Source organism: Streptomyces toxytricini (assembly GCF_014649915.1).
Lineage (GTDB): Bacteria > Actinomycetota > Actinomycetes > Streptomycetales > Streptomycetaceae > Streptomyces > Streptomyces toxytricini.
In genome coordinates this window covers 292,612-317,499 of record NZ_BMTY01000001.1, presented here as the reverse complement: position 1 = coordinate 317,499, position 24,888 = coordinate 292,612, and the positions used below count along the sequence as shown (strand labels likewise).

Genomic DNA, 24,888 nt, shown 5'->3' with positions numbered 1-24,888 from the left:
CCATCGTGCCAGATGGGAGGGCCCGGTTCTGTCGGGTTCTCGGGCAGTTCAGGACCCTCCCTGACCGGAAACGATCGCCCCGGGCAGACGCCCCCGGGTCGGGCGTTCCGGCCCGGCGCCCCGGCTCAGCGCTCCGGCTCAGCGCTCCAGGACGAGCGCGATGCCCTGCCCGACGCCGATGCACAGCGACGCCACGCCCTTGCCCGACCCCGCCGCGGCGAGCTGGTGGGCGACCGCGCCCGCCAGCCGGGCCCCGGACGCACCGAGCGGGTGCCCGATCGCGATGGCCCCGCCGCGCGGGTTGACGACCACCGGGTCCAGCTCGGGCCAGGACGCCAGGCAGCCGAGCGCCTGGGCCGCGAACGCCTCGTTCAGCTCCATGACGGCCAGGTCGGCAAAGCCCGTACCGGCCTTCTCCAGTGCCCGCTGCACCGCCTCGACCGGGCCGAGCCCGAACAGCTGCGGCTCGATGCCGGTGACCGCGGAGGCGCTGATCCGGGCGAGCGGCTCCCGCCCGGTGGCCCGCAGCCCCGCCTCATCGGTCAGCAGCAGCGCGGCGGCGCCGTCGTTCAGCGGTGAGGCGTTCCCGGCAGTGACCGTCCCGGTCCCGTCCGTACGGAAGACCGGCTTCAGCTTCGCCAGCGCCTCCATCGTGGAGCCCTCGCGGACGGACTCGTCGCGCTCCAGCTCCACGCCGGGGAACGGCACGACCTCGTCGGCGTACAGCCCGGCCTGCCAGGCGGCCGCCGCCTTGCGGTGGCTCTCCAGCGCGTACGCGTCCTGCTCTTCCCGCGTGATGCCGTGCTTCTCCGCGACGAGCTCCGCGCCCTCGCCGAGGGACACCGTCCACTCCTGCGGCATCCGCGGGTTCGTCATCCGCCAGCCGAGCGCCGTCGACCACATCTGCTGGTGCGTCGCCGGGTAGGCCCGTTCCGGCTTCTGCACCACCCAGGGGGCCCGCGTCATCGACTCGACACCGCCCGCGATGGCCACGGAGGAGTCGCCGAGCGCGATGGAGCGCGCCGCCTGGACGACCGCTTCGAGCCCGGAGCCGCACAGCCGGTTCACCGTGACACCGGGCACCGTGACGGGCAGGCCCGCGAGGAGCACGGCCATGCGCGCCACGTCGCGGTTGTCCTCGCCGGCGCCGTTCGCGTCGCCGAAGACGACGTCGTCGATCCGGGACGGGTCGAGTCCGGGCGTCCGGTCCACCAGCGCGCGCACGACGTGCGCGGCGAGGTCGTCCGGCCGGACCCCCGCGAAGGCGCCGCCGAACTTGCCGACGGGGGTGCGGACGGCGTCGACGACGTACACGTCGCGGACGGTGCGGATGCTCATGGCGTCTCTCCTGGGCGGATCCGTACGGGCGGCGCCGCCAGGGTGCCGCCGTCGGCACCCGTACGACGCCGGGCGCGCCCGGTGGGGCGCGCCCGCAGTCTCCGTCCGCCGGTCACCGCCTGTCAACGGCCTCCCGGACCGCACCGGACGGGCCACGGGTCAGGTGGACTCCCGGCGGACGGCCTCGGCCGCCGCGGGCCCGTGCCGCTCGGTGGCCCCGGCGGGCTCGCGCACGGCCTGGTCCACGAGTTCGGCGAGCCGCTCCCCGGTGGGCATCCCGAACCGCACCGTGCTCAGCCGGGGCCGCAGGAGCCGGCCGAGGAGCAGGTCGTCGGCGCCGATCACCGCGACGTCCGCGGGCACGCGCAGCCCCGCGTCGTGGAGTGCGGCCATCAGCAGCAGTGCGTACTCGTCGTTGTACGCGAACACCGCGTCGAGCCCGCCGGACCGCCACCCGGCGGCGAGCGCCGCCGCCGACTCCTCCGTACAGGCCATCGGCAGCGCCACGACCCCGGCTGCGCCGGCGGCGCACACGGCACGGCGGGCGCCTTCCAGACGCGGCCCGGAGAACGGCTCCAGCCCACCCTCCGCGGGGACGACCACCCCGATACGGCGCCGCCCCCGCTCCAGCAGGTGCGCCGCGGCCCGCGCACCGACCTCGGCCTGGTCGAGGACGAGGGCGTGCGCCCCGGGCACCCGGGTCGGCCCGACGGTGACGACCGCCCGCGCCCCGGCCCGCTTCAGCGTCGCGACGTTGTGCGCCGAAAGGACGACCCCGCCGACGGAAATCACCGCGACGGGCCGCAGCTCGGCCCAGGCGCGGGCCGCCTCGTCGCCGCCGAGGCCGGGACTGCCGTACTGGACGACGGTGTAGTCCATACGGTGCAGGGCGGCCTGGAGCTCGCCGAGGAACGAGCCGTACGGCGGCCCGACGGGAACGTGCCACCCGGCGAGCAGCACGATCCGGGTGTGCCCGGCCCGCAGACTGCGCGCGGCGGCGTGCGGAACGTAGCCGAGCTCCTCGGCGGCCTGCCGCACCCTGAGCCGGGTCGGCTCGCTGATCCGCACGGAGGCGGCGTTGTTCAACACGTACGACACGGTGGCCCGCGACACCCCGGCGAGCCGGGCCACATCGGCACTGGTGGGTATGGCGGGGGCGGGCGACGCGGGCAGCCTCGGCGCGGGTAACGCGGGCGGCGTCGGCGGCGTGGGTGCCGGGGGTGCCGGGGGTGCCGGGGGTGCCGCGGGCGGCTTCGATGACTGTGACTGTGACATTGCCGTCGCATCCTTGCAGACGCACAAGTGCGGTCGGATGCGGCTTGGCCGGATTGAACCGGCAGCCCGGAGGCAGCGATCGGGCGCACTCGGGAGACGGTTGCGGGGCCCTGGGCGTGGGCGTCGGCGCGATCACGGCGGTGGGGAGGAGCGGTGGTTCCGCCGGGCGGGGGTGAAGGGCGGCGGGGGCTTCCCGCCAGTCCAGTGTCCTTCCGGGGCGGGCCGGCCTGTCAAGGGCGCTCCTCCTTCGTCGTCGCGTCGCTTCGCGATGGCCTACGGCCACCCTTGGCAGGCCGTCCCGCCCCGGAAAGACAGAGACTGCCGGGAAGCCCCCGAGGAACGGGAGGAGGGACGAGACACGTTAGGGGCACAGCCGTACCTTCCGGCCCCGGCCCCGCGCCACAGATCGCTACACGGTTCCGGTGAGGGCGGCGTCTGCGGCCCGCCGGTCCGTCCCAGCGCCCCGGATCGCTACACGGTTCCGGTGAGGTGGGCGGCTGCGGGCCGTGGTCGCTGCCGGGCGCCGCAGACCGCTACACGCCCCCGGTGAAGTGGGCGGCTGCGGCCCGTTGTCGCCGTCAGGCGCCGCAGATCGCGCCCACCCACCTGCCCGCCCCGCCCTCACCCCCCGCCGAACACCCGCTCGAACGCCTCCCGCGGCTCCGGGTTGCGATCCAGGATTCCGAACACCACCCGCTCGAACACCCCCGCGAACCGGCCGGTCAGCAGGGCTTGGAAGGCCTCCGCCACCTCCGTCGGGTCGTTGCGGAACACGCCGCACCCCCATGCCCCCAGCACCAGTCGCCGGTACCCGTGCAGGGCCGCCGTCTCCAGGACGCGTTCCGCGCGGCGGGCCAGGGCGGCCGGGATTTCCGGGGCGCGCTCCGGTTCCTGGCGGCGGATGGTGCCCGCGTTGGGGGCGGGCGAGGTGAGGAAGCCGGCGCGGAACGGGGTGTCGAGCAGTTCGCCGCGGTCGTCGCGGAAGACGGGCACGCCGGGCGAGTGGATCACCCGGTCGGTGTAGAACGTGCTGCTGCCCGCTCGGTGGACCTCGTAGTACTCGGGGGCCATGAGCAGCGTCTCGTAGAGGGCGGAGACCCGGCAGAGGGCCTCCTCCTGTGCCTTCGCGCCGCGGAGGTAGCCGCCGCCGGGGTTGCGGGCCGAGGCGAAGTTCAGCACGGCCACGACGCCCGGCCCCTCCCCCGCACCGTCCACCGCCCCCGCGAGCCTGCGGGCCGCCGCCGTGCTGCTTTCGGCCGTCACCTCGATGGTGGTGTCATGCGCCCCGGCCGAAAGTTGCTCGTCTGGAATGACCTGGTTTGGTCCATATAGTCTGGTTCCCGCCTTGGATTCCTCCAAGGCGGCGGCCAGGGAGACGAGCCGCCCCGACCGTGTCCGGTACCCGCCGGCCGCAAGGATGGTCGCGTTCTCCCGCGCGATCTCGCGCAATCTGCTGCTCACGCCGTCATCATCGACGGCAGGGCGGGGCCCCGGCCAACGAATTGACGGCAATGCGGCGAGAATCGGCCCTTCGATCCCGTGAAGGACGGGTAGGCATGGTCAAGTCAACGGTCCAGGACAGGAGATCGGCCATGCACCAGGACTCGACCGACCCGTCTGCCGCCCGCACTCCGGGCGACCCCGACCCCGCCCCTTCCCCCATCACCGAAGCCGGAGCCGAGGACCTCGTCCGCGGCATCTGCTTCAAGACCGGCCCGCCCCGCGTCCTCGGCGCCGAACTCGAATGGCTCGTCGTCGACGCCGAGCGCCCCGGCGAGCTCGTGTCCCCCGAACGGCTGAACGCCGCGCACGACGCGGCGCGCGCCCTTCCCCTGCGGTCCGGCTTCAGCATCGAGCCCGGCGGCCAGTTGGAGCTCAGCTCCGCGCCGGCCGCGTCGCTCACCGAGTGCCTCGACGGCCTGCGGGCCGATCTCGTCGCCGTCCGTTCCGCGCTGGGCTCCATGGGCCTTGCCCTCCAGGGCTCGGGCTGTGATGCGCGGGAAGCGGTGCCCCGACTGGTGGCCAGCCCCCGCTACGACGCAATGGAGTCCTACCTCGACCGCTCCGGCCCCGGCGGCCGCGCCATGATGCGGGCGTCCGCGTCCGTGCAGGTGTGCGTCGACGCCGGGTTCGAGGAGCCGGGCCCCTTCGGGCACGGCCGGCGCTGGCGGATGGCGCACCTGCTGGGCGCCGTGTTCGTGTCCGCGTTCGCCAATTCGCCCTCGGCCTCCGGCCGCTACGCGGGCTGGCGCTGCGCGCGGCAGGGCATCTGGGGCGACCTCGACGCCCGCCGCACGCTCGCCCCGGCGCTGGACGCCGAGCCGCGGGCGGCGTGGGCGGCGCATGCGCTGGACACCGAGGTGATGTGCGTACGGTCGCACGGCGACGGGCGCGGCGCGTGGGCGGTGCCCCGCGGGGTGACGTTCCGCGACTGGCTGCGCGCCGCGGCCGCGCCGGAAGGCGGGGACGGCAGGGACGGCGGTGCCCACGCCGGTCCGGCGGCGACGCTGCGGCCGCCCACCGCGGAGGACCTGGAGTACCACCTGACCACGCTGTTCCCGCCGGTCCGTCCGCGCGGCCACCTGGAGCTGCGGATGATCGACGCCCAACCCGGCGACGACGGCTGGCTGGTGCCGGTCGCGGTGGTCCACGCCCTGTTCGACGATCCGGAGGCCGCGGAGACGGCGTACCGGGTGGCGAAGGGGCTGGCCGACGGGTACGGGCCGGAGGCCGCTCCGCGCAACCGGCTGTGGCGGTCGGCGGCCCGGTTCGGGCCGGCCGATCCGGAGCTGCGGGCAGCTGCTGCGGTGTGCTTCCGGGCGGCCGTGGACGCGCTGCCGCGGCTGGGGGCGGCCACGTACGTGGTGGATGCGGTCGCGGGCTTCGCCGACCGGTACGTGCGGCGCGGGCGCTGTCCCGCGGACGACCGGCCGCCAGGCCCGGGGGCGGGCACGGCCGCGGGGACGGGGGTGGCGCGGTGACGGCGGAGTCGTACGCTCCCGGACTGTCGGAGGATGTGCGGGCGCGGGCGGTGCAGGCCCTGGCTGCGGCGCGGGCGCGGACGGCCGCGCTGACGGACGCGGTGTCGGACCGGGACCTGACCGCCCAGCACTCCCCGCTGATGTCGCCGCTGGTGTGGGACCTGGCGCACATCGGGAACATGGAGGAGCTGTGGCTGCTGCGCAACGTGGGCGGCCGTGAGGCGATGCACCCGGAGATCGACCCGCTGTACGACGCGTTCGAGCATCCGCGGGCCGAGCGGCCGAAGCTGCCGCTGCTGGGGCCGGCGGAGGCCCGCCGGTACGCGGCGGAGGTCCGCGGGCGGGTCTTCGACCTGCTCGAGGGCACGGCGCTGGAGGGCACGGCGCTGCTCGACGGCGGCTACGTGTTCGGGATGATCGCGCAGCACGAGCAGCAGCACGACGAGACGATGCTGATCACGCACCAGTTGCGGCGCGGGGAGGCGGTGCTGGCGGCGCCGGACCCCGATCCGCCTGCGGGCCCGCCGCCCGCCGCGGCGGAGGTGCTTGTTCCGGGCGGGCCGTTCACGATGGGCACGTCCGCGGAGCCGTGGTCGCTGGACAACGAGCGGCCGGCGCACGTCCGGGAGACCGCGGCGTTCTGGATCGACACGGTGCCGGTGACGAACGAAGCCTTCCGTGCGTTCATCGAGGACGGCGGCTACCGGGACGAGCGCTGGTGGGCCCGGGAGGGCTGGGAGCAGATCCGGCGGCACGGCATCGGCGCGCCGCTGTTCTGGCGCCGGGAGGCGGGCCAGTGGCTGCGGCGCCGGTTCGGTGTGACGGAGCCGGTGCCGGACGCGGAGCCGGTGCTGCACGTCAGCTGGTACGAGGCGGACGCGTACGCCCGCTGGGCGGGGCGGCGGCTGCCGACGGAGGCGGAGTGGGAGAAGGCCGCCCGCCACGATCCGGCGACGGGCCGCTCCCGGCGCTACCCGTGGGGTGACGAGGACCCGACGCGGGCGCACGCCAACCTGGGCCAGCGGCACCTGCGGCCGGCCCCGGCGGGCAGCTATCCGGCGGGGGCGTCGCCGCTGGGGGTGCGGCAGCTGATCGGCGACGTGTGGGAGTGGACGTCGTCGGACTTCCTGCCGTACCCGGGCTTCCGGGCGTTCCCGTACCGGGAGTACTCGGAGGTGTTCTTCGGTCCGGAGCACAAGGTGCTGCGGGGCGGTTCCTTCGCGGTGGACCCGGTGGCCTGCCGGGGCACGTTCCGCAACTGGGACCTGCCGGTGCGCCGGCAGATCTTCTCCGGGTTCCGGACGGCGAGGGATGCCTGATGTGCCGTCATATCGCTTATCTGGGGCCTCGGACGGCCCTGGGCCGGGTGTTCAGCGATCCGGAGCATTCGCTGGTGGTGCAGTCGTGGCGGCCGCGCCGCCAGCGGCACGGGACGGTCAATGCCGACGGGTTCGGCGTGGGCTGGTACGCGGAGGGGGACCCGGCGCCGGCCCGATACCGGCGGGCGGGCCCGATCTGGGGGGACCTGACGTTCGCCGACCTGGCCAGGGTCGTCCGGGCGGAGGCCGCGCTGGCCGCCGTACGGGACGCGACGCTGGCGGGGGCGGAGGGGGAGGCGGCGGCCGCACCGTTCACGGCGGGCCCGTGGCTGTTCAGCCACAACGGGGCGGTGCGGGGCTGGCCGCTGTCGGTGGCGGAGATCGCGGCCGGACTGCCGCCGCCGGAGCTGCTGTCGCTGCCCGCGGCGACCGATTCCGCGCTGGTGTGGGCGCTGGTGCTGCACCGGCTGCAGCGCGGCGACGACCTTGGGAGGGCGCTCGCGGAGCCGGTGCGGGAAGTGGCGGAGGCCGCGCCGGGCTCCCGGCTGAACCTGCTGCTGACCGACGGCACGGCGATCGCCGCGACCGCCTGGGGGGATTCGCTGTGGTATCTGGCCGATCCGCCCGCGGGCCGCGTGGTGGTGGCGTCGGAGCCGTACGACGACGACACCCGCTGGTGCGAGGTGCCCGACCGGACCCTGTTGACCGCCCACCGCACGGGGGTCGTTCTGACCCCGCTCAAGGAGACCGTCCAGTGAGCAATAGTGACTTCCAGTTGACCCGGACCCTGGACGAGCACGCCGCGGACGCGGCGCTGCGCGCGGACGTGCTGCACGGGCTGGCGCAGTCGCCGAAGGTGCTGCCGCCCAAGTGGTTCTACGATGCGCGCGGCAGTGAGCTGTTCGAGGAGATCACCCGGCTGCCCGAGTACTACCCGACGCGCGCGGAGGGGGAGATCCTGCGGGAGCGGGCCGCGGAGATCGCGGACGCGAGCGGGGCGCGGACCCTGGTGGAGCTGGGTTCGGGCTCCTCGGAGAAGACCCGGCACCTGATCGAGGCGATGCCCGCGCTGGAGGCTTACGTTCCGGTGGACGTGAGCGGGAGCGCCCTGGAAGGGGCGGGCCGGGCGCTGCTGGAGGAGCATCCGGGACTGCGGGTGCACGCGCTGGTGGCGGACTTCACGAAGCCGCTGCGGCTTCCGGAGTCGCCCGGGCCGCGGCTGGTGGCCTTCCTCGGGGGGACGATCGGCAACCTCCTGCCGGCGGAGCGGGCGCGGTTCCTGGCGTCCGTGCGGGCGGTGTTGGAGCCGGGGGACGCGCTGCTGATGGGGACGGACCTCGTGAAGGACGAGGGCGTGCTGGTGGCGGCGTACGACGACGCGCAGGGAGTGACGGCCGAGTTCAACCGGAACGTCCTGGCTGTGGTCAACCGGGAGCTGGACGCGGACTTCCCGCTCGGCGACTTCGAGCATGTCGCGGTGTGGAACCGGGAGGAGGAGTGGATCGAGATGCGGCTGCGGGCCCGGTCGGAGCTCGTGGTGAAGGTCCGGGCGCTGGACATGCTGGTGCCGTTCGCGGCGGGTGAGGAGATCCTGACGGAGGTGTCCGCGAAGTTCCGTCAGGAGGGCGTGCGGCGGGAGCTGACGGCCGCCGAACTGGAGCCGGCCCGCTGGTGGACGGACTCCGCGGGCCGGTTCGCGCTGTCGCTGTCGGTGGCGGTCGGAGCCCCGGGCCCCGCCGCGGCGGGGGGCCGTACGGCGTTCTGAGCCGCGGCCGCGAGATCCCGCCGGCCGGTGTGCCGGCCCGGCGGGATCCGCGGCAGCAGCCGGATCTCCGCCGTGATCCCGCCCGCGCGGGCCGTCCGCCACAGGGAGGCGGCGAGCGGGTCGTCGCCGACGAAGGCGCATGCCCCCGCTCTGGTGCCGTCGGCGAGCACATAGGCGAGGCGGACGGGCTGTACGGGGACGCGCGCGTCGAGGGCGGCTTGGAAGGCGGCCCTGCGGAAGGTGCCGCCGGCACGCCCGCACCAGGTGCTGCCCTCGGGGAAGACGGTGACGCGGTCGCCGGCCCGGAGGGCGCGGGTGAGTGCGCTGACGGTGGCAGGCAGCGCGCGGATCCGGTCGCGTTCGATGAAGAGGGTTCCGGCGCCGGCGGCGAGCCGGCCCAGTACGGGCCAGCTGCGGATGTCGCTCTTGGCGAGCGTGCGGCCGGGCAGGGCCGCGGCCACGAGGGGGATGTCGAGCCAGGAGACGTGGTTGGGGGTGATGAGGCAGGGACCGTCGGGGCCGGGGCTGCCGTGGACGTGGACGCGCAGGCCGAAGGCCCGCAGGAAGGCGGTCGACCAGGCGCGGACGAGGGCGTGGCGGGGCCTGCGGGGCAGCAGCCGGACCGGCGGCGCGGCGCCGGCGGCGACGAGGAGCAGGGCGAGGGCGGCGGAGATCCGCAGGAGGGCGCGCGGGATTCCCGCGGCCGGCCCGTCGTGGCCTGCGCAGGCCGGGGGTGTGCAGGGCGAGGCCGGCAGCCAGGCGTTCATGCCGACGGGGCGAGCGAGAGGAAGTGCCGGAGGTAGCGGGGGTTGGTGCGCTGCAGGGAGAGCAGGACGTACAGGTCGGCGCAGCCGAACGCGGCGTCGAGGGCGGGTTCGCCGCAGACCCACGCGCCCAGGCGCAGGTAGCCGCGCAGCAGGGGCGGGAGCGGCGTGCGGTCGCGGAAGGCGGTGCCGGAGGGGTTCCAGGGGTGGTGGGGGGTGACGCGGTACTCGGCGGGGGCGAGGTTGCGGGGCAGGACGTTCTCGCGGGTGGCGGCGGCGAGGACGCCGCCGTCGGAGAGCGGTATGGAGCAGCAGCCGGCGATCCAGTTGTGGCCGCAGCGGTCCATGTAGCGGGCGAGCCCCGCCCAGATCAGGCCGATGGCGGCGCCGTTGCGGTGGTCGGGGTGGACGCAGGAGCGGCCGGCCTCGACGAGGCCGGGGCGGATCGGGGCGAGGGCCGAGAGGTCGAACTCGGATTCGGAGTAGAGGCGTCCGGCGACGGCGGCGCGTTCGGGGGGCAGCAGCCGGTAGGTGGCGACGACCTGTCCGGTCTCCTCTTCCACGACGAGGAGGTGGTCGCAGTAGGCGTCGAAGGCGTCGGAGTCGAGGCCGGGCTCGGGCCCGTCGAGTCGGGCGCCGAGTTCTCCGGCGAAGACGTCGTGGCGCAGCCGCTGGGCCGCGCGCACCTCGTCCTCGTCGCGGGCGAGGCGTACCGCGTAGCGGGGGGCGGCGGGTGCGGTGCCGCGGGCCCCGGCGGGTGCCGGGAGGGAGGCGGGGCGTGCGGGGGCGGCGCTCGGTGACAAGGCGGCGATGGTCATGGCGGCTCCAGGTCCGGGCACGGAGCGCGGGCCGCAGGCGTGGCGACCCGGCTCCTCTACTTCTTCCGTGACCGGCTGGATTCGGCGTGACCGCTTCGCGGCCGCCGGGTGTGCGGAGTTTGAACTCGGCGGCTCAGTGGTCGGTTTTCAGAACCGCGGTGATGGACTCGGAGGCGGTGCGGGCCGCCTTGCGGGGGTCCTGGCCGGTGAGGACGGCCGTCATGTACGGCTTGATCGGGTTCTTGGCCTCGACCTCGGCCCAGCGGGCGGACTTGGGGGTGGCCCGGCCGTGGGCGGCGCCGGCAGCCATGCTCGCGGCGCCCTCGTTGTCGGCGACGACGTGGGCGAGGGTGGTCTTGTTGGGCACGTAGCTCATGGTGCGGGCGAGTTCGGTCTGCCACTTCTCGCTGACCAGGGCGGTGATGACGTCGATGGCGTGGTCGCGCTGCCGGGTCTTCTCCGGGATGATCAGGACGGAGCCGCCGGTGAAGACGGCACCGGGCTTGTCGGAGGTCTTGCCGGGGACGGGGAAGAAGCCGAGCTTGCCCTTGAGGGCGGGGTTGGCTGCCTCGATGGCGGCGGCCTGGCTGGGCGGTCCGATGATCTGGGCGACCTTGCCGCGGGCGAAGACCTCGGTCTGCGGGGGCGTTTCCTCGTCGGCGCCCTTGGGGCCGTCGCCGAGGGCCTGGAGCTGCTTGTAGAACTCCATGCCGGCGAGGGCCTTCTCGTCGTGGAGGGTGCCCTCCCACGTGCCGTTGTTCTGGACGGCGAGGTCGCCGCCCTCGTCCCAGACGAAGCCGGAGAGGACGTACCAGTTCTGCCCGGCGAGGTAGATGCCCTGCTGGTCGCCCTTGTCGAGTTTCTGGGTGGCCTGGATCCACTCCTGGCGGTTCCTGGGCGGCGTCTTGATGCCGGCGTCCGCGAAGAGGTCCTTGTGGTAGATGACCACGCGGTTCGCGGCGTACCAGGGGACGCCGTACTGGGCTCCGCCGATGCTGCCCGGGTCGGCGAGGCCGTCGAGCCAGTCCTGGTTGCCCCACTTGCGCATGCCTTCGAGGGTGAGTTCGCTGACACCTCCGGTCTCGATGTAGCGGGCGACCTGGGTGTTGCCGACCTCGATGAGGTCGGCGCTCTCGCCGCCGCTGCCGGAGAGGACGCCGTCGACCTTCTCGCCGATGCCGGTCCACTCCTGGATGCGGACGTCGAGGTCGACGCCGGGGTGTTCCTGCTCGAAGGAGGCGGTGAAGCGGGCGATGAACTCGTCGGAGGCGCTGCCCTTCATGAGCCAGAGCGTCACCTTGTCCGGTGCCGCGGGCGTGCCGTCCGCGCCGCTGCATCCGGTCAGGGCGGCCGCGGCCGCGACGGCGGTGCACACGGCGAGGAAGCGCATCTTCACGAGGGGTCACCTTCTGCGGGGAATCCGAGATGGCTTGAAATTGGCATAGACCAATGGGCCGGTCAAGGGTAATTGCCGCGGAATTGATCCGACAAAGTTCGCGCCGCAGGGCGTACTGGGGCACCGTAGAAGGCGACGAAGCCCCCACCGTCGGGAGACCTCCATGTCCAACCACACCTACCGGGTGACCGAAATCGTCGGCACGTCCACCACGGGCATCGATCAGGCCGTCCGCAACGGGATCGCCCGGGCGAACCAGACACTGCGCAACCTCGACTGGTTCGAGGTGACGCAGATGCGCGGACACATCGAGAACGGCGAGATCGCGCACTACCAGGTGGGGCTGAAGGTCGGCTTCCGGCTCGACGAGGAGGCATGAGACACGCGCCGGGCCCCGGGGGACACTCCCCCGGGGCCCGGCGCGCCCGCCGCCCCGCCGCCGGACCGCGGCGTCAGGTGCGGCCCTCGCCCTCCTGGGCGGACCTCAGCTCCGGCGCCTGTGCCGCCCAGTTCGCCAGCACCACCGGGAACCCCTCGCCGCGCGCGGCCTGGCAGACCAGCTCGTCGTCGTCGACCAGCACCCGCACCTCGCGGCTCCGCGCCAGGCGGCGCAGGATCTCCAGCTTGGTCAGCCGCGCCGGCCGCCGGTCCCGGTCCCCGCGCATCCACACCCGCCCCTGCGGCAGCCCGTGCCGCTCCAGCCACTCCTCGGTGTCGGCGCGGCACCGCTCCGGGCGGCCGGTCAGGTACACGATCTCGCTGTCGGCGGCCCGCTCGACCGCCAGCGCCACCCCGCGGGCGAGCGGCGGATCGGCCGGCGCCGCACCGAAGAACCCGTCCCAGTCCCGCGGCCGGCGCTCCAGGAAGTGCTGGCGGTGGTCGGTGTCGGCCAGGGTGTTGTCGATGTCGAAGACGGCCAGCGGCCGCCGGTTCGTGCGCTCACTCATACGGGCCACCCTAGGGTCCGCGTCGGGAATCCCTGCGGCCGCCGAACGTTGAACACGTGTGTGATCCGCAGACTCTCCGTCCTCGACCGCTCCCGCACCCGCGAAGGCCACCCGGCGTCCCGGGCCCTGCGCGACACGGTGGACCTCGCCCGCACGGCGGAGCGGCTCGGATACCACCGGTTCTGGGTCTCGGAGCACCACAGCGTTCCCGGAGCCGCCGGCTCCGCGCCCACCGTGCTCGCCGCCGCCGTCGCCGCGGCGACCAGCCGGATCCGGGTCGGCACCGGCGGGGTCATGCTGCCGAACCACCAGCCGCTCATCGTGGCCGAACAGTTCGGCGTGCTCGAATCCCTCTTCCCGGGCCGCATCGACATGGGCCTCGGCCGGTCCGTCGGCTTCACCGGCGGGATCCGGCGGGCCCTCGGCCGCGACACGGCGGACGCCGACCGGTTCGAGGAGCAGCTCGCCGAGCTGCTCGGCTGGATCGACGGCACCCAGCAGGCCCACCCCGGTGTCCACGCCCGGCCCGCGGAGGGGCTGCGGATCCCCGCGTTCGTCCTCGCCACCGGCGACGGCGCCCGGATCGCCGCCCGCGCCGGACTGCCGCTCGTGGCGGGCGACCTGCGCGACCGCGCGCGGGTCGCGGGGATCGTGGAGGGCTACCGCGAGGAGTTCCGGCCCGCGCCCGGCCGCCCCGAACCGTACGTCGTGGTCTCCGGGACGGTCGCCGTGGCCGCCACCGAGGAGGAGGCCCGGCGGATCCTCGTCCCCGAGGCCTGGTCGCTGGCCGCCTCGCGGACGCGCGGCAGCTTCCCGCCGCTGCGCCCGGCCGCCGCGATCGAGGCCATGGCCATGACGGCGCGGGAGCGCGAGCTGTACGAGGGCGCGCTGGCCGGGCACATCCACGGCACTGCCGACCAGGTCGCGGACCGGCTCGCCGAGGTGGCCGCGCTGACCGGCGCCGACGAGCTGCTCGTGACCACCTCCACCCACGACCGGGCGGCCCTGCTCGACTCCTTCACCCGCCTCGCCCGGCTCGCCGGACTGGACGCCTCGGCCGCGGCGCCGGCGGCGGGTGGGGACGGGCAGGCGGTGGGCGCGGCCGCGGCGGGGCCGGTCGGCCCGGACGGCTCCTGACCTGCGGGCACCCGTAAAGTGGGGCGAATGCACCAGTCCGACGAGAGCCCGGCGCCGACAACCGCCCCCGACCCGTTCGTACGCGTCCGCGGAGCCCGCGAGCACAACCTGCGCGGCGTCGACGTGGACATCCCCCGCGACGCCCTGACCGTCTTCACCGGCGTCTCCGGCTCCGGGAAGAGCTCCCTCGCCTTCGGCACGCTCTACGCCGAGGCGCAGCGCCGCTACTTCGAGTCGGTCGCCCCGTACGCGCGGCGCCTCATCCACCAGGTCGGCGCACCCGAGGTGGACTCGGTGACCGGTCTGCCGCCGGCGGTGTCGCTGGAGCAGCGGCGCTCCACGCCCGGCTCCCGCTCCTCCGTGGGCACCGTGACCCTGCTCTCCAACTCGCTGCGCATGCTGTTCTCCCGCGCCGGCGCCTACCCCGAGGGCGCCGAGCGGCTGGACTCCGACGCCTTCTCCCCCAACACCGCCGCCGGGGCGTGCCCTTCCTGCCACGGGCTGGGCAGCATCCACCGCACCACCGAGGAGCTGCTCGTCCCGGACCCCGGCCTGTCGATCCGCGAGGGCGCGATCGCCGCCTGGCCGGGGGCGTGGCAGGGCAAGAACCTGCGGGACATCCTGGAGGCGCTCGGGCACGACGTGGACGCGCCGTGGCGGGACCTGCCCGCGGCGGACCGCGAGTGGATCCTGTTCACCGAGGAGCAGCCGGTCGTCACCGTGCACCCCGTGCGGGACCCGGAGCGGATCCAGCGCCCGTACCGGGGGACGTACACGAGCGCGCACCGGTGGGTGATGAAGACGTTCGCGGAGAGCCGCAGCGCCACCCTGCGGGCCCGCGCGGAGAAGTTCCTCACCGACTCGCCGTGCCCGGTGTGCGCGGGGCGGCGGCTGCGGCCGGAGGCGCTCGCCGTCACGTACGCGGGGCGCACCATCGCGGAGTTGGCGGCGCTGCCACTGACGGGCCTGGACGGGCTGTTGGAGCGGACGCCGGCGGACGGGGAGGCGGCGCGGGTGCTCGCGGCCGACCTGCGGTCCCGGATCGCGCCGGTCGTCGAGCTGGGCCTGGGTTATCTGAGCCTGGACCGGACGGCGCCGACGCTGTCGGCGGGCGAGCTGCAGCGGCTGCGGCTGGCGACGCAGCTGCGGTCGGGGCTGTTCGGGGTGGTGTACGTGCTGGACGAGCCGTCGGCCGGCCTCCACCCGGCCGACACGGAGGCCCTGCTGGGGGTGCTGGACCGGCTCAAGGCGGCCGGGAACACGGTGTTCGTGGTGGAGCACCACCTGGACGTGGTGCGGCATGCGGACTGGGTCGTGGACGTGGGCCCGCGGGCGGGCGAGCACGGCGGGCGGGTCCTGCACAGCGGCCCGCCGGAGGGACTGGCCGGTGTGGCGGGGTCGGCGACGGCGCGGCACCTGTTCGCGGAGCGCGCGGCGGGTGCGCGGCGGGCGGTGCGGGAGGCCGCCGGGTCGGTACGGGTGACCGCGGCGCGGCGGCACAACCTCCGGGACGTCGACGCCGAGTTCCCGCTCGGCGTGTTCACGGCCGTGACGGGCGTGTCCGGGTCGGGGAAGTCGACGCTGGTGGGGCAGGTGCTGGCGCGCGAGGTGGGAGAGCGGCTCGCCTCCGATCCGGGGTTCCCGGTGCGGCGGCTGGTGGAGGTGGACCAGAAGCCGATCGGGCGCACGCCGCGGTCCAACCTGGCGACGTACACGGGGTTGTTCGACGTGGTGCGCCGGCTGTTCGCGGCGACCGGCGAGGCGCGCGCCCGCGGCTGGAAGGCGGGCCGGTTCTCGTTCAACGTGCCGGGCGGCCGGTGCGAGACCTGCCAGGGCGAGGGCTTCGTCTCGGTGGAGCTGCTGTTCCTGCCCGGTACGTACGCGCCGTGCCCCGATTGCGGGGGCGCGCGGTACAACGCCGAGACGCTGGAGGTCCGCCACGGGGGACTGAGCATCGCGGAGGTGCTGGGGCTGACGGTGGAGGCGGCGGCGGAGTTCTTCGCGGAGGTCCCGGCGGCGGCCCGGAGCCTGCGGGCGCTGGAGGAGATCGGGCTGGGCTACCTGCGGCTGGGGCAGCCGGCCACGGAGCTGTCGGGCGGCGAGGCGCAGCGGATCAAGCTGGTGGCGGAGCTGCAGCGGCTGCGGCGCGAGCACACGCTGTACGTGCTGGACGAGCCGACGACGGGGCTGCACCCGGCCGATGTGGAGGTGCTGGTGCGGCAGTTGCACGGACTGGTGGACGCCGGGCACACGGTGGTGGTCGTCGAGCACGACATGGACGTGGTGGCGGGCGCGGACTGGGTGGTCGACCTCGGGCCCGGCGGCGGCGCGGACGGCGGCCGGATCGTCGCCGCGGGCACACCGGAGCGGGTCGCGCGGGCGGGGCGCGGGCGGACGGCGGGGCACCTGGCGAGGGCGCTGGGGCTGGACTGAGCCGGGGGGCCGGGCGCGGGCGGCGTACGTACGACGGGGGCCGCGGTCGGCGGGTCAGGCGTCCCCGGCCAGCAGGTGCTGAGGCACCTCGCGGAACGTCCAGCGGCCGCTCCGGCGGGTGAACGCCCACACGACGTCGTACCGGTCCGGCCAGGCGGCGGGCACGCCCGGCAGCCGGTCGGCGCCGAGGGCGCGCACGAGGCGGGGGACGCCGTGGTGCTCCCAGCAGGCGAGGACGGGCTGTGGCGCGGTGAGGACGGCGCGGGCGAGGGCCGCTTCGGCGCCGACGGCGAACCGGGTGCGCACCGGGATGCGCAGGGCCGCGGCCAGCGGTTCGACGGTCAGTCGGCAGCGGGCGGGCGCGCCGGCCCCGCCGGCGGCGAACACGGCGGCGGGGCGGGGCAGCAGGGACGAGCCGCGGGCGGGGGTGAACAGCCCGGGGAGCTCCTCGGCCCTGCGCAGGCCTCGCAGGGAGAGGAAACCGGGGTCCTCGTTGCCTTCCGCGTCCTCGCCGGTGTCGCCGGGGTAGGGCTTCTCGGCGTGCCGGATCAGCATGACCATGGCGTCGCGCGGGGCGCCCGCGGGGCCGTGCACCGGGGCCGGGGCGGGCTCCTCGGCGGAGCATCCGGCCGCGGCGAGCGGGCCGAGGGCGGCGGCCAGCACGGTGCGGCGTCGCAGGCGCGGTCCGGTCCCGGCGGGGGCTTCTGGCATGCGGTCCACTGTCGCCGACGCGGCCGGGCACCGGCGGGCGCGGCACGTCGCGTACCCGGTACGAGCGCCCGGTCGGCCGATCGGATCGGCCGACCGGCGGAGCGGGCGAGGCAGGCGGCGCGGCGGCGGGGGTCAGTCGCGGGCGGCGCGGCCCTTGCGGAGGGCGCGGAGCCATTCCCGGTTCATGGCGGTGATCGACGGCAGCGGGATGCCCTTCGGGCAGGCGGTCGCGCATTCGCCGGTCAGGGTGCAGCCGCCGAAGCCCTCGTCGTCCATCGCGGCGACCATGTCGAGCACCCGCGTCTCCCGTTCGGGCGAGCCCTGCGGGAGCGCGCCGAGGTGGTTGACCTTGGCGGAGGTGAAGAGCATGGCGGAGCCGTTGGGGCAGGCGGCGACGCAGGCGCCGCAGCCGATGCACTCGGCGTGTTCGAAGGCGCGGTCGGCGTCGGGTTTCGGCACGGCGGTGGCGTGCGCCTCGGGCGCGGAGCCGGTGGGTGCGGTGATGTAGCCGCCGGCCTGGATGATCCGGTCGAAGGCGCTGCGGTCGACGACGAGGTCCTTGACGACGGGGAACGCGGCCGCGCGCCAGGGTTCGACGTCGATGGTGTCGCCGTCGCGGAAGGAGCGCATGTGGAGCTGGCAGGCGGTGGTGCGTTCGGGGCCGTGGGCCTCGCCGTTGATGACGAGGCTGCACGCGCCGCAGATGCCCTCGCGGCAGTCGTGGTCGAAGGCGACGGGTTCCTCGCCGCGGACGATGAGGTCCTCGTTGAGGGTGTCGAGCATTTCGAGGAAGGACATGTCGCGGGAGACGCCGTCGACCTCGTAGGTGACCATGGCGCCGGGGGCGTCGGGGGTCTGTTGGCGCCAGACGCGCAGGTTGAGCTTCATGCGTAGCTCCGCTGGGTGGGGTGGACGTACTCGAAGGCGAGGTCTTCCCTGTGCAGGACGGGCGGCTTGCCGGTGCCGCGGAACTGCCAGGCGGCGGCGTACGAGAACTCGTCGTCGCGGCGGGCCGCCTCGCCGTCGGGCGTCTGGGACTCCTCGCGGAAGTGGCCGCCGCAGGACTCGGTGCGGTGGAGGGCGTCGAGGCACATCAGCTCGGCGAGCTCCAGGTAGTCGACGATCCGGTTGGCCTTCTCCAGGGACTGGTTGAGCTGGGTGCCGCTGCCCGGGACCTTGACGCGGCGCCAGAACTCCTGGCGGATCTGCGGGATGCGGGCGAGTGCGGTGCGCAGTCCGGCGTCGTTGCGGGCCATGCCGCAGTGCTCCCACATGAGTTCGCCGATCTCGCGGTGGAAGGAGTCGGGGGTGCGGTCGCCGTCGGTGTGCAGGAGCCGGTCGAGTCGGTCGCGGGTTTCGCGGAGGGCGGCCGCGGCTTGGGGGTGGGTGTCGTCGACGGGGTCTTGGGCGGGGTGGCGGGCGAGGTAGTCGTTGATGGTGGCGGGGAGGACGAAGTAGCCGTCGGCGAGGCCCTGCATGAGGGCGGAGGCGCCGAGCCGGTTGGCGCCGTGGTCGGAGAAGTTGGCCTCGCCGATCGCGAAGAGGCCGGGGACGGTGGTCTGGAGGTCGTAGTCGACCCACAGTCCGCCCATCGTGTAGTGCACGGCGGGGTAGATCCGCATGGGGACTTCGTACGGGTCCTCGGCGGTGATCCGCTCGTACATCTCGAAGAGGTTGCCGTACTTCTCGGCGACCTTGTCGCGGCCCATGCGGCGGATGGCGTCGGCGAAGTCGAGGTAGACGCCCTGGCCGCCGGGGCCGACGCCGCGGCCCTCGTCGCAGACGTTCTTGGCGGCGCGGGAGGCGATGTCGCGGGGGACGAGGTTGCCGAAGGAGGGGTAGATCCGCTCCAGGTAGTAGTCGCGCTCGGCTTCGGGGATCCGGTGGGGCGGGCGGGTGTCGCCCTTGGCCTTGGGGACCCAGATGCGGCCGTCGTTGCGGAGGGACTCGCTCATCAGGGTGAGCTTGGACTGGTGGTCGCCGGTGCGCGGGATGCAGGTGGGGTGGATCTGGGTGAAGCAGGGGTTCGCGAAGTAGGCGCCGCGCCGGTGCGCCCGCCAGACGGCGGTCGCGTTGGAGTTCATGGCGTTGGTGGAGAGGTAGAAGACGTTGCCGTAGCCGCCGGTCGCGAGGACGACGGCGTCCGCGAAGTGGGTGGTGATCCTGCCGGTGACGAGGTCGCGGGCGACGATGCCGCGGGCCCGGCCGTCGGCGACGACGAGGTCGAGCATCTCGGTGCGGGCGTGCATCTCGACCCCGCCGGCGGCGATCTGCCGGGAGAGTGCCTGGTAGGCGCCGAGGAGGAGCTGCTGGCCGGTCTGGCCGCGGGCGTAGAAGGTGCGGGAGACCTGGACGCCGCCGAAGGAGCGGGTGTCGAGGAGGCCGCCGTACTCGCGGGCGAAGGGCACGCCCTGGGCGACGCACTGGTCGATGATCTCGACGGAGATCTGGGCGAGGCGGTGGACGTTCGACTCGCGGGCGCGGAAGTCGCCGCCCTTGACGGTGTCGTAGAAGAGGCGGTGGACGGAGTCGCCGTCGTTGCGGTAGTTCTTCGCGGCGTTGATGCCGCCCTGGGCGGCGATGGAGTGGGCGCGGCGCGGGGAGTCGGAGTAGCAGAACTGGACGACGCGGTACCCCTGTTCGGCGAGGGTGGCGCCGGCGGCGCCGCCGGCCAGGCCGGTGCCGACGACGATGACGGTCTGCTTGCGGCGGTTGGCCGGGTTGACGAGGCGGGCCTCGAAGCGGCGGCGGTCCCACCGGTCGGCGATGGGGCCGGAGGGGGCCTTGGTGTCGGCGAGGGGTTCGCCGGTGGTGTAGTGCGCGTAGGTGTCGCTCATGGTGGCGGTTCCGTGGTCGGGTGCGTGCGCGGTCACTTCACCACTCCGGTCATGACGCCGACGGGGACGGAGACGAAGCCGGCGAAGAGGAGGAGGGCGAGGGCGTTGGCGAGGGCCTTCAGCGTGCGGTCGCGGCGGGCGCTGCCGGCGCCGAGGGTGTGGGCGGCGCTCCGGAAGCCGTGCCGGATGTGCAGGCCGAGGGCTGCCATGGCGGTGATGTAGAGGGTGTTGCCGTACCAGGTGGAGAAGGTGGCGAGGACGTTCTCGTAGGGGTGGCCGGCCCAGGCGCGCTCGTTGACGGTGAGGGTGGTCAGGTCGAGGATGTGCCAGACGATGAACAGGCCGAGGATGACGCCGCCCCAGCGCATGGTGCGGGTCGCGTAGCCGGCGCGGCGGCGCTTGTGGGCGTAGGCGACGGGTCGGGCCTTGATGTCGCGGCGGCTGAGCTGGTACGCCGACACGGCGTGCGCGGCGACGGCGGCGAGGAGGACGACGCGGACGGCCCACAGGGCCCAGTGGCTGTGCAGGAACGGTTCGCCGATGTGGCGCAGCCAGTGCCCGTACGCGTTGAACTCCTGCGCACCGAAGAAGATCTTGAGGTTGCCCATCATGTGGACGACCAGGTAGCCGAGCATGATCAGCCCGGACACCGCCATCACGGCCTTCTTGCCGACGGTGGAGTCCCAGAGCGTGCGCGTGGTGGACGGCCGTCGGTCCGTCCGCGTTGCCAGAGCCATGCCTTCGACGGTAAGGACGCCACCCCCGAGAGGTCCAAGACATGATGGCGCTGCTATCGATAGAAGTTGTCTATGAAGGCGGGTAGCCTGGGCTCATGCAGTTCCAGCAGCTCCTGTATTTCGTGGCAGTGGCCGAGACGCGGCACTTCACCCGGGCCGCGGAGCGGGTGCACGTCGCGCAGCCGTCGCTGTCGCAGCAGATCAAGGCGCTGGAGCGGGAGCTGGGTGCGGAGCTGTTCAGTCGGGCGCGGGGCAACATCGCGCTGACGGACGCGGGCGAGGCGCTGCTGCCGCTGGCGCGGCGGATCCTCGCCGACGCTGACACGGCGCGGCTGGAGGTGCAGGAGCTGGCGCAGCTGCGGCGGGGGCGGGTGCGGCTGGGCGCGACCCCGAGCGTGTGCACGGGCCTGCTGCCGGAGGTGCTGCGCGCTTTCCATGCCGCGCATCCGGGGATCGAGCTGCTGATCGAGGAGAGCGGATCGCTGGACCTGGTGAGGGAGTTGGCGCGCGGCGCGCTGGACTTGGCGCTGATCGCGCTGCCGCTGCCCCCGTCGGCGCCCGCGCTGGACACCGTGGAGCTGCTGACCGAGGACCTGGTGGTGGTGTCGTCGGAGCGGCTGCCGCCGCCGGGCGGGGGCGGGCCGCTGACGGTGTCGGCGCTGCGGCACGAGCCGATGGTGATGTTCCGGCACGGCTACGACCTGCGGGACCTCACGGTGGCCACCTGCCGGGCGGAGGGGTTCGAGCCGGTGTTCACCGTGGAGGGCGGTGAGATGGACGCGGTGCTCGGCTTCGTGCGCGCGGGGCTCGGCGTGGCCGTCGTCCCGGCGATGGTCGCCGGGAACGCCGCGCCGGGGCTGCGCAGCACCCCGCTGGAGGGCGCCCCGCTGCGCCGCACGATCGCCCTGGCACACCGGACGGACGTCGCACCGCCCAGGGCGGCCCGGGAACTGAAGCGCACCCTGCTCCAGCGCTGAGGGCCCAGCCCCTGGCCGGCGACCGGTACGGCGCGCCCGCGGTCAGGGGCGACGTATGGGCAGGGCGGCATCGAGCCCGTCGGCCAGCATGGCGAAGGCCTGCTCGGCATCGGCCACGGCCGCCGGCTGCGCCTCGGCTGCGCTCAGGCCGGCGGATATCCGCCGCCAGTTCTCCCGGCCGAGTTCGTGCCGCACGGCCACCAGGTGCATCGCCGCCAGCCGCGCGGCCAGCGGCGCGACGGACTCCGCCTCCAGTGCGCCGGCCAGCAGCTCCACCTCCCGCGAGGTGTAGTGGCCCAGGCGCGCCTCCAGGCTGGCCGTGGTGTAGAGCAGCCGCTGGTAGGCGACGACCTCCGGGTGGTCACACAGGCCGGTGATCGGGTCGCCGGCGGCGAGGGCGTCCATGAAGTGCCCGCGCACCGCCGCGACCGGCGTCTGCCCTGCGGCTCTGTCGCGCACGATACGGGCCGCCTCGTCCTGGTGGTCGGCGAACCGGTCCAGGACCAGGTCCTCCTTGCTCGGGAAGTACCGGAAGAGGGTCGGCTTGGAAACCTCGGCCGCCGCCGCGACGTCGGCCACCGACACCTCGTCGAAACCCCGCTCCAGGAAGAGCTCCAGCGCCGTGGCCGCCAGGAGGCGGCGCGTGCGCAGCTTCTTGTTCTCGCGCAGACCGGTCGTGTTCGCCATGGGGCAACCCTATCACACAAGAGAGACCGAGTAAGATTTGTAACTGGGTTGCTTTTTCTCCTGCGGGGCGCTTTCCTTGAGACAACGACGAAGGAAGGACGAGCCATGACGATGACGAACGCCCTGACCGCTGCGACCGATGTCCTGGTGGTCGGCTCGGGACCGACGGGCCTCACCCTCGCCTGCGACCTCGCCCGGCGGGGCGTCGCGGTGCGGGTCCTGGAGCGGCTCCCGGCACCCCACCGCGAATCGCGCGGCAAGGGACTGCAGCCGGAGGCCTTGGAACTCCTCGGCGGACTCGGCGCGGGCGACCGCATCAGGGCCGCAGGCCGGACCGGGATCGTGCTGCGCAAGTACTTCGACGGTAGGCACATCAGCGACACCCCCTCCGGTGCCGGGATCCTCGTGGGGCAGTGGCAGGTGGAGGAGGCGCTGCGCGAGCGGCTCGCGGAACTGGGCGTGCGCGTAGAGCACGGCGCTGCCCTCGCCGCGGTCGACCAGGATGCCGCAGGGATCCGCGCCGAACTGTCGGACGGCACGACCCTGCGCGCGGCCTACCTCGCCGGCTGCGACGGCGGCCGCAGCACCACGCGCCGGCTGCTCGGCATTCCGCTGGAGGGGAGCACGGCCGAGGAGGAGGCGATGGTCCTCGGCGACGTGCGGGCCCCCGGCCTCGACAGGGAGTTCTGGCACCAGTGGTTCACCACGGAAGGCGGAGGCATCCTGCTGTGCCCCATGCCGGGGACGGACTCCTTCCAACTCCAGGCAGCGCCCGAGAAGGACGAGGAAGGCCGGACACTGCCGCCCTCCCTGGAAAGCTTCCAACGCCTCTTCGACCGGTACGCGCGGGTCCCCGGCATACGCCTGGCCGACCCCACCTGGCTGTCGTCGTGGCGGGCCAACGCGCGTGTGGCGGCGCGAATGCGCCGGGGTCGCGCGTTCCTCGCCGGAGACGCGGCGCACGTGCACCCGATAGCCGGCGGACTCGGCATGAACACCGGCATCCAAGACGCCACCGCCCTCGCCCGAACCCTCGCCGCAGCCCTGACGGGACCGGCCGCGGAGGAGGCACTCGACAACTACGAGTCGGAACGCCTACCCGCGGCGCAAGCGGTCGTGGCCGACACGACGCAGCGCTACGAGCGCGTCGTCAAAGCGGTCCGCACTCCGGGCCGCGGCACGGAGGCAGGCATGAACTGACGCCCCGCCGTTCCCTCACCCCGCCAATCGGCCGCATCGGAGTTTCGTTTCTCCAACCGGGCTTGCCGGCGCGGGGGCGCGGCGACGAGATCGGCGGGGCACGCGTCAGACGGTCGGTCTGGTGCCGGCCCGCCGTGCGTCCCGCACGAGCGTGTACGAAGCACTGAGGAAGATCGCGGAGCCTGCCACGAGCCAGAGAACCGAGGCTCCCGAGCGGTAGTCACGAATGGCAACAGCGAGCAGCGTCAGGCTGGCAAGGACGCCGAAGGCCGATATCAGAGCGCTGATGCGGTGAGTCATACGCACATGATCAACGACAACCTCGGTCGGCGGAAGTGATCGGCACGAACCGGTCCGCGCCGATATCACCACCCTGGATCGCCGGCTCTCTGCAGGTGCATCATCGGGTCAGAGAACCGATGCAGGCCGGGTGACGAAACGGGTGAGCTCCTCCGCGGCACCGCGCGGCAGGTCGGCCGCCGCCGCGTCCGACAAGGCCTGGATCGCGCTGCGCAACCGGGCCCCCAGGTCCGGGAACGGCTGCCAGGCCGCCGCCGGGACGCTCACCGCGGCAAGCAACAGGTCACCTGGGTGGAAACAGGCATCAAGCATCGGTTCATCAAGCAGCAAGCACACTGCGAGCGGCAGCACATGGGGCAGCGCCACCTGCTGAGAGATGAGGGTGCGGAGGTCCGCCGGTCCGAGTTCGCCCAGGGGCACCCTCCGCAGTTCGTGCACCTTGCGTACCAGTTGGGTCGCGTCAGAGCCAGGAGGCCCCCAGCGAGGCGGATCCACCTCATCCAGCGTGCGAGCGAGGTGCAGCAGACGGTCCATGGGGTTGATTGTCGCCGGCACAGAAGGACCTCCACGACTCGGCGAAGTAGGACCGTAGTTGTCCTGATCGACCCCTAGGGTCGTCACATCGCGAGGGCCACACGAGAGGACGACAGCAATGGGGCACAGGGCACCCGAGGGTTACACCAGCGTTGCACCGTGGGTGGTCACCGACGACACCGGTGCGCTGCTCGACTTCATCACCGCCGCGTTCGACGGCGAGGAACTCGCCCGGGTGCCGATCGAGGACGGCACCATCGGCCACGGTGAGATCCGTGTCGGCGACACGGTGGTCCTGGCCTTCGACCGGCGGCCCGACTGGCCGGTGATGCCCTCGCTGCTGCGGGTCTACGTTCCGGACGCGGACGCCGCCATGGCTGCGGCTGTCGCCCACGGGGCACAGGTGGTCACCGAGGCCGCCGACAGCGCGTGGGGGGATCGCGGTGGCCGGGTGAGGGATCCGTTCGGCAACATCTGGTGGGTGGTGAGCCGGGTCGAGGACGTCGCACCCGACCGGGCCTGGGCGCGCATGTCCGAGCCGAAGTACGCCGAGGCGATGCGCATGGCCCAGGAGACGCTGGACGCCGCGCTGAGCGGCCGGGCCACAGGGGTGGCGAGTGCGCCGCGGCGCCCGAGCCACTGAGCCGTTCCGGGCGCGTGGTGCTGACTGCCGGCCGGACCGAGCGGGCGGGCACCGCAGGGCCGGCTCCGGGCCGGCCGGCCCGCGCGGGG

23 protein-coding genes and 1 pseudogene are annotated in these 24,888 nt (G+C 74.0%); 10 read left to right on the top strand and 14 right to left on the bottom strand.

Features of this window, described 5'->3' with window-relative positions; translation table 11 throughout:
* Positions 1-138: 138 nt before the first annotated feature.
* The 3 genes from IE170_RS01315 to IE170_RS01305 all read right to left on the bottom strand — a co-directional run bounded on the left by IE170_RS01315 (position 139) and on the right by IE170_RS01305 (position 4,074).
* Complete coding sequence (locus tag IE170_RS01315) at positions 139-1,338, bottom strand: thiolase family protein (RefSeq protein ID WP_189807416.1); 1,200 nt, start codon at positions 1,336-1,338, stop codon at positions 139-141.
* A gap of 159 nt (positions 1,339-1,497) precedes the next feature.
* The gene (locus tag IE170_RS01310; RefSeq protein WP_229884557.1) at positions 1,498-2,487 is read right to left on the bottom strand and encodes a LacI family DNA-binding transcriptional regulator; all 990 of its coding nucleotides are present in this window, start codon (positions 2,485-2,487) and stop codon (positions 1,498-1,500) included.
* A 747-nt stretch (positions 2,488-3,234) separates the two neighbouring features.
* Positions 3,235-4,074, bottom strand: a complete 840-nt coding sequence (locus IE170_RS01305) for a TIGR02452 family protein (protein ID WP_189807414.1) — start codon at positions 4,072-4,074, stop codon at positions 3,235-3,237.
* A gap of 131 nt (positions 4,075-4,205) precedes the next feature.
* Here IE170_RS01305 and egtA point away from each other — a divergent pair, with 131 nt between their 5' ends.
* Genes egtA through egtD form a run of 4 tightly spaced genes read left to right on the top strand, consistent with a single transcriptional unit; the run spans position 4,206 to position 8,678 of the window.
* Positions 4,206-5,594 carry an ergothioneine biosynthesis glutamate--cysteine ligase EgtA gene (egtA, locus tag IE170_RS01300; protein ID WP_189807413.1) on the top strand — a complete coding sequence of 463 codons (1,389 nt, stop codon included), beginning with the start codon at positions 4,206-4,208 and terminating at the stop codon, positions 5,592-5,594.
* Positions 5,591-6,913 (top strand): ergothioneine biosynthesis protein EgtB, encoded by a 1,323-nt coding sequence (egtB, locus tag IE170_RS01295; RefSeq protein ID WP_189807412.1) that lies wholly within the window; start codon positions 5,591-5,593, stop codon positions 6,911-6,913. The genes egtA and egtB overlap by 4 nt, the downstream gene beginning before the upstream one ends.
* Entirely contained in the window at positions 6,913-7,671 is a 759-nt protein-coding gene (egtC, locus tag IE170_RS01290; protein WP_189807411.1) for an ergothioneine biosynthesis protein EgtC, read from the top strand. Before egtB ends, egtC begins: the two co-directional genes overlap by 1 nt.
* The gene (gene egtD, locus IE170_RS01285) at positions 7,668-8,678 is read left to right on the top strand and encodes an L-histidine N(alpha)-methyltransferase (RefSeq protein ID WP_308428346.1); all 1,011 of its coding nucleotides are present in this window, start codon (positions 7,668-7,670) and stop codon (positions 8,676-8,678) included. The genes egtC and egtD overlap by 4 nt, the downstream gene beginning before the upstream one ends.
* 239 nt (positions 8,679-8,917) lie before the next feature.
* Here the strand turns inward: egtD and IE170_RS33315 are convergent.
* The 3 genes and pseudogenes from IE170_RS33315 to IE170_RS01270 all read right to left on the bottom strand — a co-directional run.
* Positions 8,918-9,445: pseudogene (locus IE170_RS33315) on the bottom strand (lysophospholipid acyltransferase family protein); the annotation flags it as partial.
* Positions 9,442-10,260: a GNAT family N-acetyltransferase gene (locus tag IE170_RS01275; RefSeq protein ID WP_189807409.1), complete on the bottom strand. Its 819-nt coding sequence runs from the start codon at positions 10,258-10,260 to the stop codon at positions 9,442-9,444. The gene IE170_RS01275 and the pseudogene IE170_RS33315, both read right to left, overlap by 4 nt.
* Positions 10,261-10,393: 133 nt before the next feature.
* Positions 10,394-11,656, bottom strand: a complete 1,263-nt coding sequence (locus IE170_RS01270; RefSeq protein WP_373298933.1) for an extracellular solute-binding protein — start codon at positions 11,654-11,656, stop codon at positions 10,394-10,396.
* 163 nt (positions 11,657-11,819) lie between these two features.
* Here IE170_RS01270 and IE170_RS01265 point away from each other — a divergent pair, with 163 nt between their 5' ends.
* A complete protein-coding gene (locus tag IE170_RS01265) occupies positions 11,820-12,035 on the top strand; it encodes a dodecin (protein WP_189807408.1) in 216 nt (71 codons plus the stop codon).
* Positions 12,036-12,108: 73 nt separating this feature from the next.
* Here the strand turns inward: IE170_RS01265 and IE170_RS01260 are convergent, their stop codons facing one another.
* Positions 12,109-12,603, bottom strand: coding sequence for a phosphatase domain-containing protein (locus tag IE170_RS01260; protein WP_189807407.1), 495 nt, complete (start codon positions 12,601-12,603; stop codon positions 12,109-12,111).
* A 60-nt stretch (positions 12,604-12,663) separates the two neighbouring features.
* Between IE170_RS01260 and IE170_RS01255 the strand changes: the two genes are divergently transcribed.
* Entirely contained in the window at positions 12,664-13,740 is a 1,077-nt protein-coding gene (locus IE170_RS01255) for an MsnO8 family LLM class oxidoreductase (protein ID WP_189807406.1), read from the top strand.
* A gap of 27 nt (positions 13,741-13,767) precedes the next feature.
* Positions 13,768-16,173 (top strand): excinuclease ABC subunit UvrA, encoded by a 2,406-nt coding sequence (locus tag IE170_RS01250; protein WP_189807405.1) that lies wholly within the window; start codon positions 13,768-13,770, stop codon positions 16,171-16,173.
* A 54-nt stretch (positions 16,174-16,227) separates the two neighbouring features.
* On the opposite strand, the gene IE170_RS01245 is transcribed toward IE170_RS01250, so the two are convergent.
* The 4 genes from IE170_RS01245 to IE170_RS01230 form a co-directional block, all read right to left on the bottom strand.
* Positions 16,228-16,884 (bottom strand): hypothetical protein, encoded by a 657-nt coding sequence (locus tag IE170_RS01245; RefSeq protein WP_223855781.1) that lies wholly within the window; start codon positions 16,882-16,884, stop codon positions 16,228-16,230.
* Between the two features lie 132 nt (positions 16,885-17,016).
* Entirely contained in the window at positions 17,017-17,772 is a 756-nt protein-coding gene (locus tag IE170_RS01240; protein ID WP_189807404.1) for a succinate dehydrogenase/fumarate reductase iron-sulfur subunit, read from the bottom strand.
* The gene (locus IE170_RS01235; RefSeq protein WP_189807403.1) at positions 17,769-19,721 is read right to left on the bottom strand and encodes a fumarate reductase/succinate dehydrogenase flavoprotein subunit; all 1,953 of its coding nucleotides are present in this window, start codon (positions 19,719-19,721) and stop codon (positions 17,769-17,771) included. The genes IE170_RS01240 and IE170_RS01235 overlap by 4 nt, the downstream gene beginning before the upstream one ends.
* Before the next feature lie 32 nt (positions 19,722-19,753).
* On the bottom strand, positions 19,754-20,458 hold the full coding sequence (locus IE170_RS01230) for a succinate dehydrogenase (protein WP_189807402.1): 705 nt from the start codon (positions 20,456-20,458) through the stop codon (positions 19,754-19,756).
* A gap of 95 nt (positions 20,459-20,553) precedes the next feature.
* Here IE170_RS01230 and IE170_RS01225 point away from each other — a divergent pair, with 95 nt between their 5' ends.
* Positions 20,554-21,435, top strand: coding sequence for a LysR family transcriptional regulator (locus IE170_RS01225; protein WP_189807401.1), 882 nt, complete (start codon positions 20,554-20,556; stop codon positions 21,433-21,435).
* Between the two features lie 42 nt (positions 21,436-21,477).
* Here IE170_RS01225 and IE170_RS01220 read toward each other — a convergent pair whose 3' ends face one another.
* The gene (locus tag IE170_RS01220; RefSeq protein ID WP_189807400.1) at positions 21,478-22,122 is read right to left on the bottom strand and encodes a TetR/AcrR family transcriptional regulator; all 645 of its coding nucleotides are present in this window, start codon (positions 22,120-22,122) and stop codon (positions 21,478-21,480) included.
* 105 nt (positions 22,123-22,227) lie between these two features.
* Here IE170_RS01220 and IE170_RS01215 point away from each other — a divergent pair, with 105 nt between their 5' ends.
* Entirely contained in the window at positions 22,228-23,322 is a 1,095-nt protein-coding gene (locus IE170_RS01215; protein WP_223855782.1) for an FAD-dependent monooxygenase, read from the top strand.
* A 105-nt stretch (positions 23,323-23,427) separates the two neighbouring features.
* Here the strand turns inward: IE170_RS01215 and IE170_RS01210 are convergent, their stop codons facing one another.
* Positions 23,428-23,622 carry a hypothetical protein gene (locus tag IE170_RS01210; protein ID WP_189807399.1) on the bottom strand — a complete coding sequence of 65 codons (195 nt, stop codon included), beginning with the start codon at positions 23,620-23,622 and terminating at the stop codon, positions 23,428-23,430.
* A 108-nt stretch (positions 23,623-23,730) separates the two neighbouring features.
* Positions 23,731-24,156 (bottom strand): contact-dependent growth inhibition system immunity protein, encoded by a 426-nt coding sequence (locus IE170_RS01205; RefSeq protein ID WP_189807398.1) that lies wholly within the window; start codon positions 24,154-24,156, stop codon positions 23,731-23,733.
* Between the two features lie 118 nt (positions 24,157-24,274).
* Between IE170_RS01205 and IE170_RS01200 the strand changes: the two genes are divergently transcribed.
* Positions 24,275-24,799 (top strand): VOC family protein, encoded by a 525-nt coding sequence (locus IE170_RS01200; protein WP_189807397.1) that lies wholly within the window; start codon positions 24,275-24,277, stop codon positions 24,797-24,799.
* Positions 24,800-24,888: the final 89 nt, after the last annotated feature.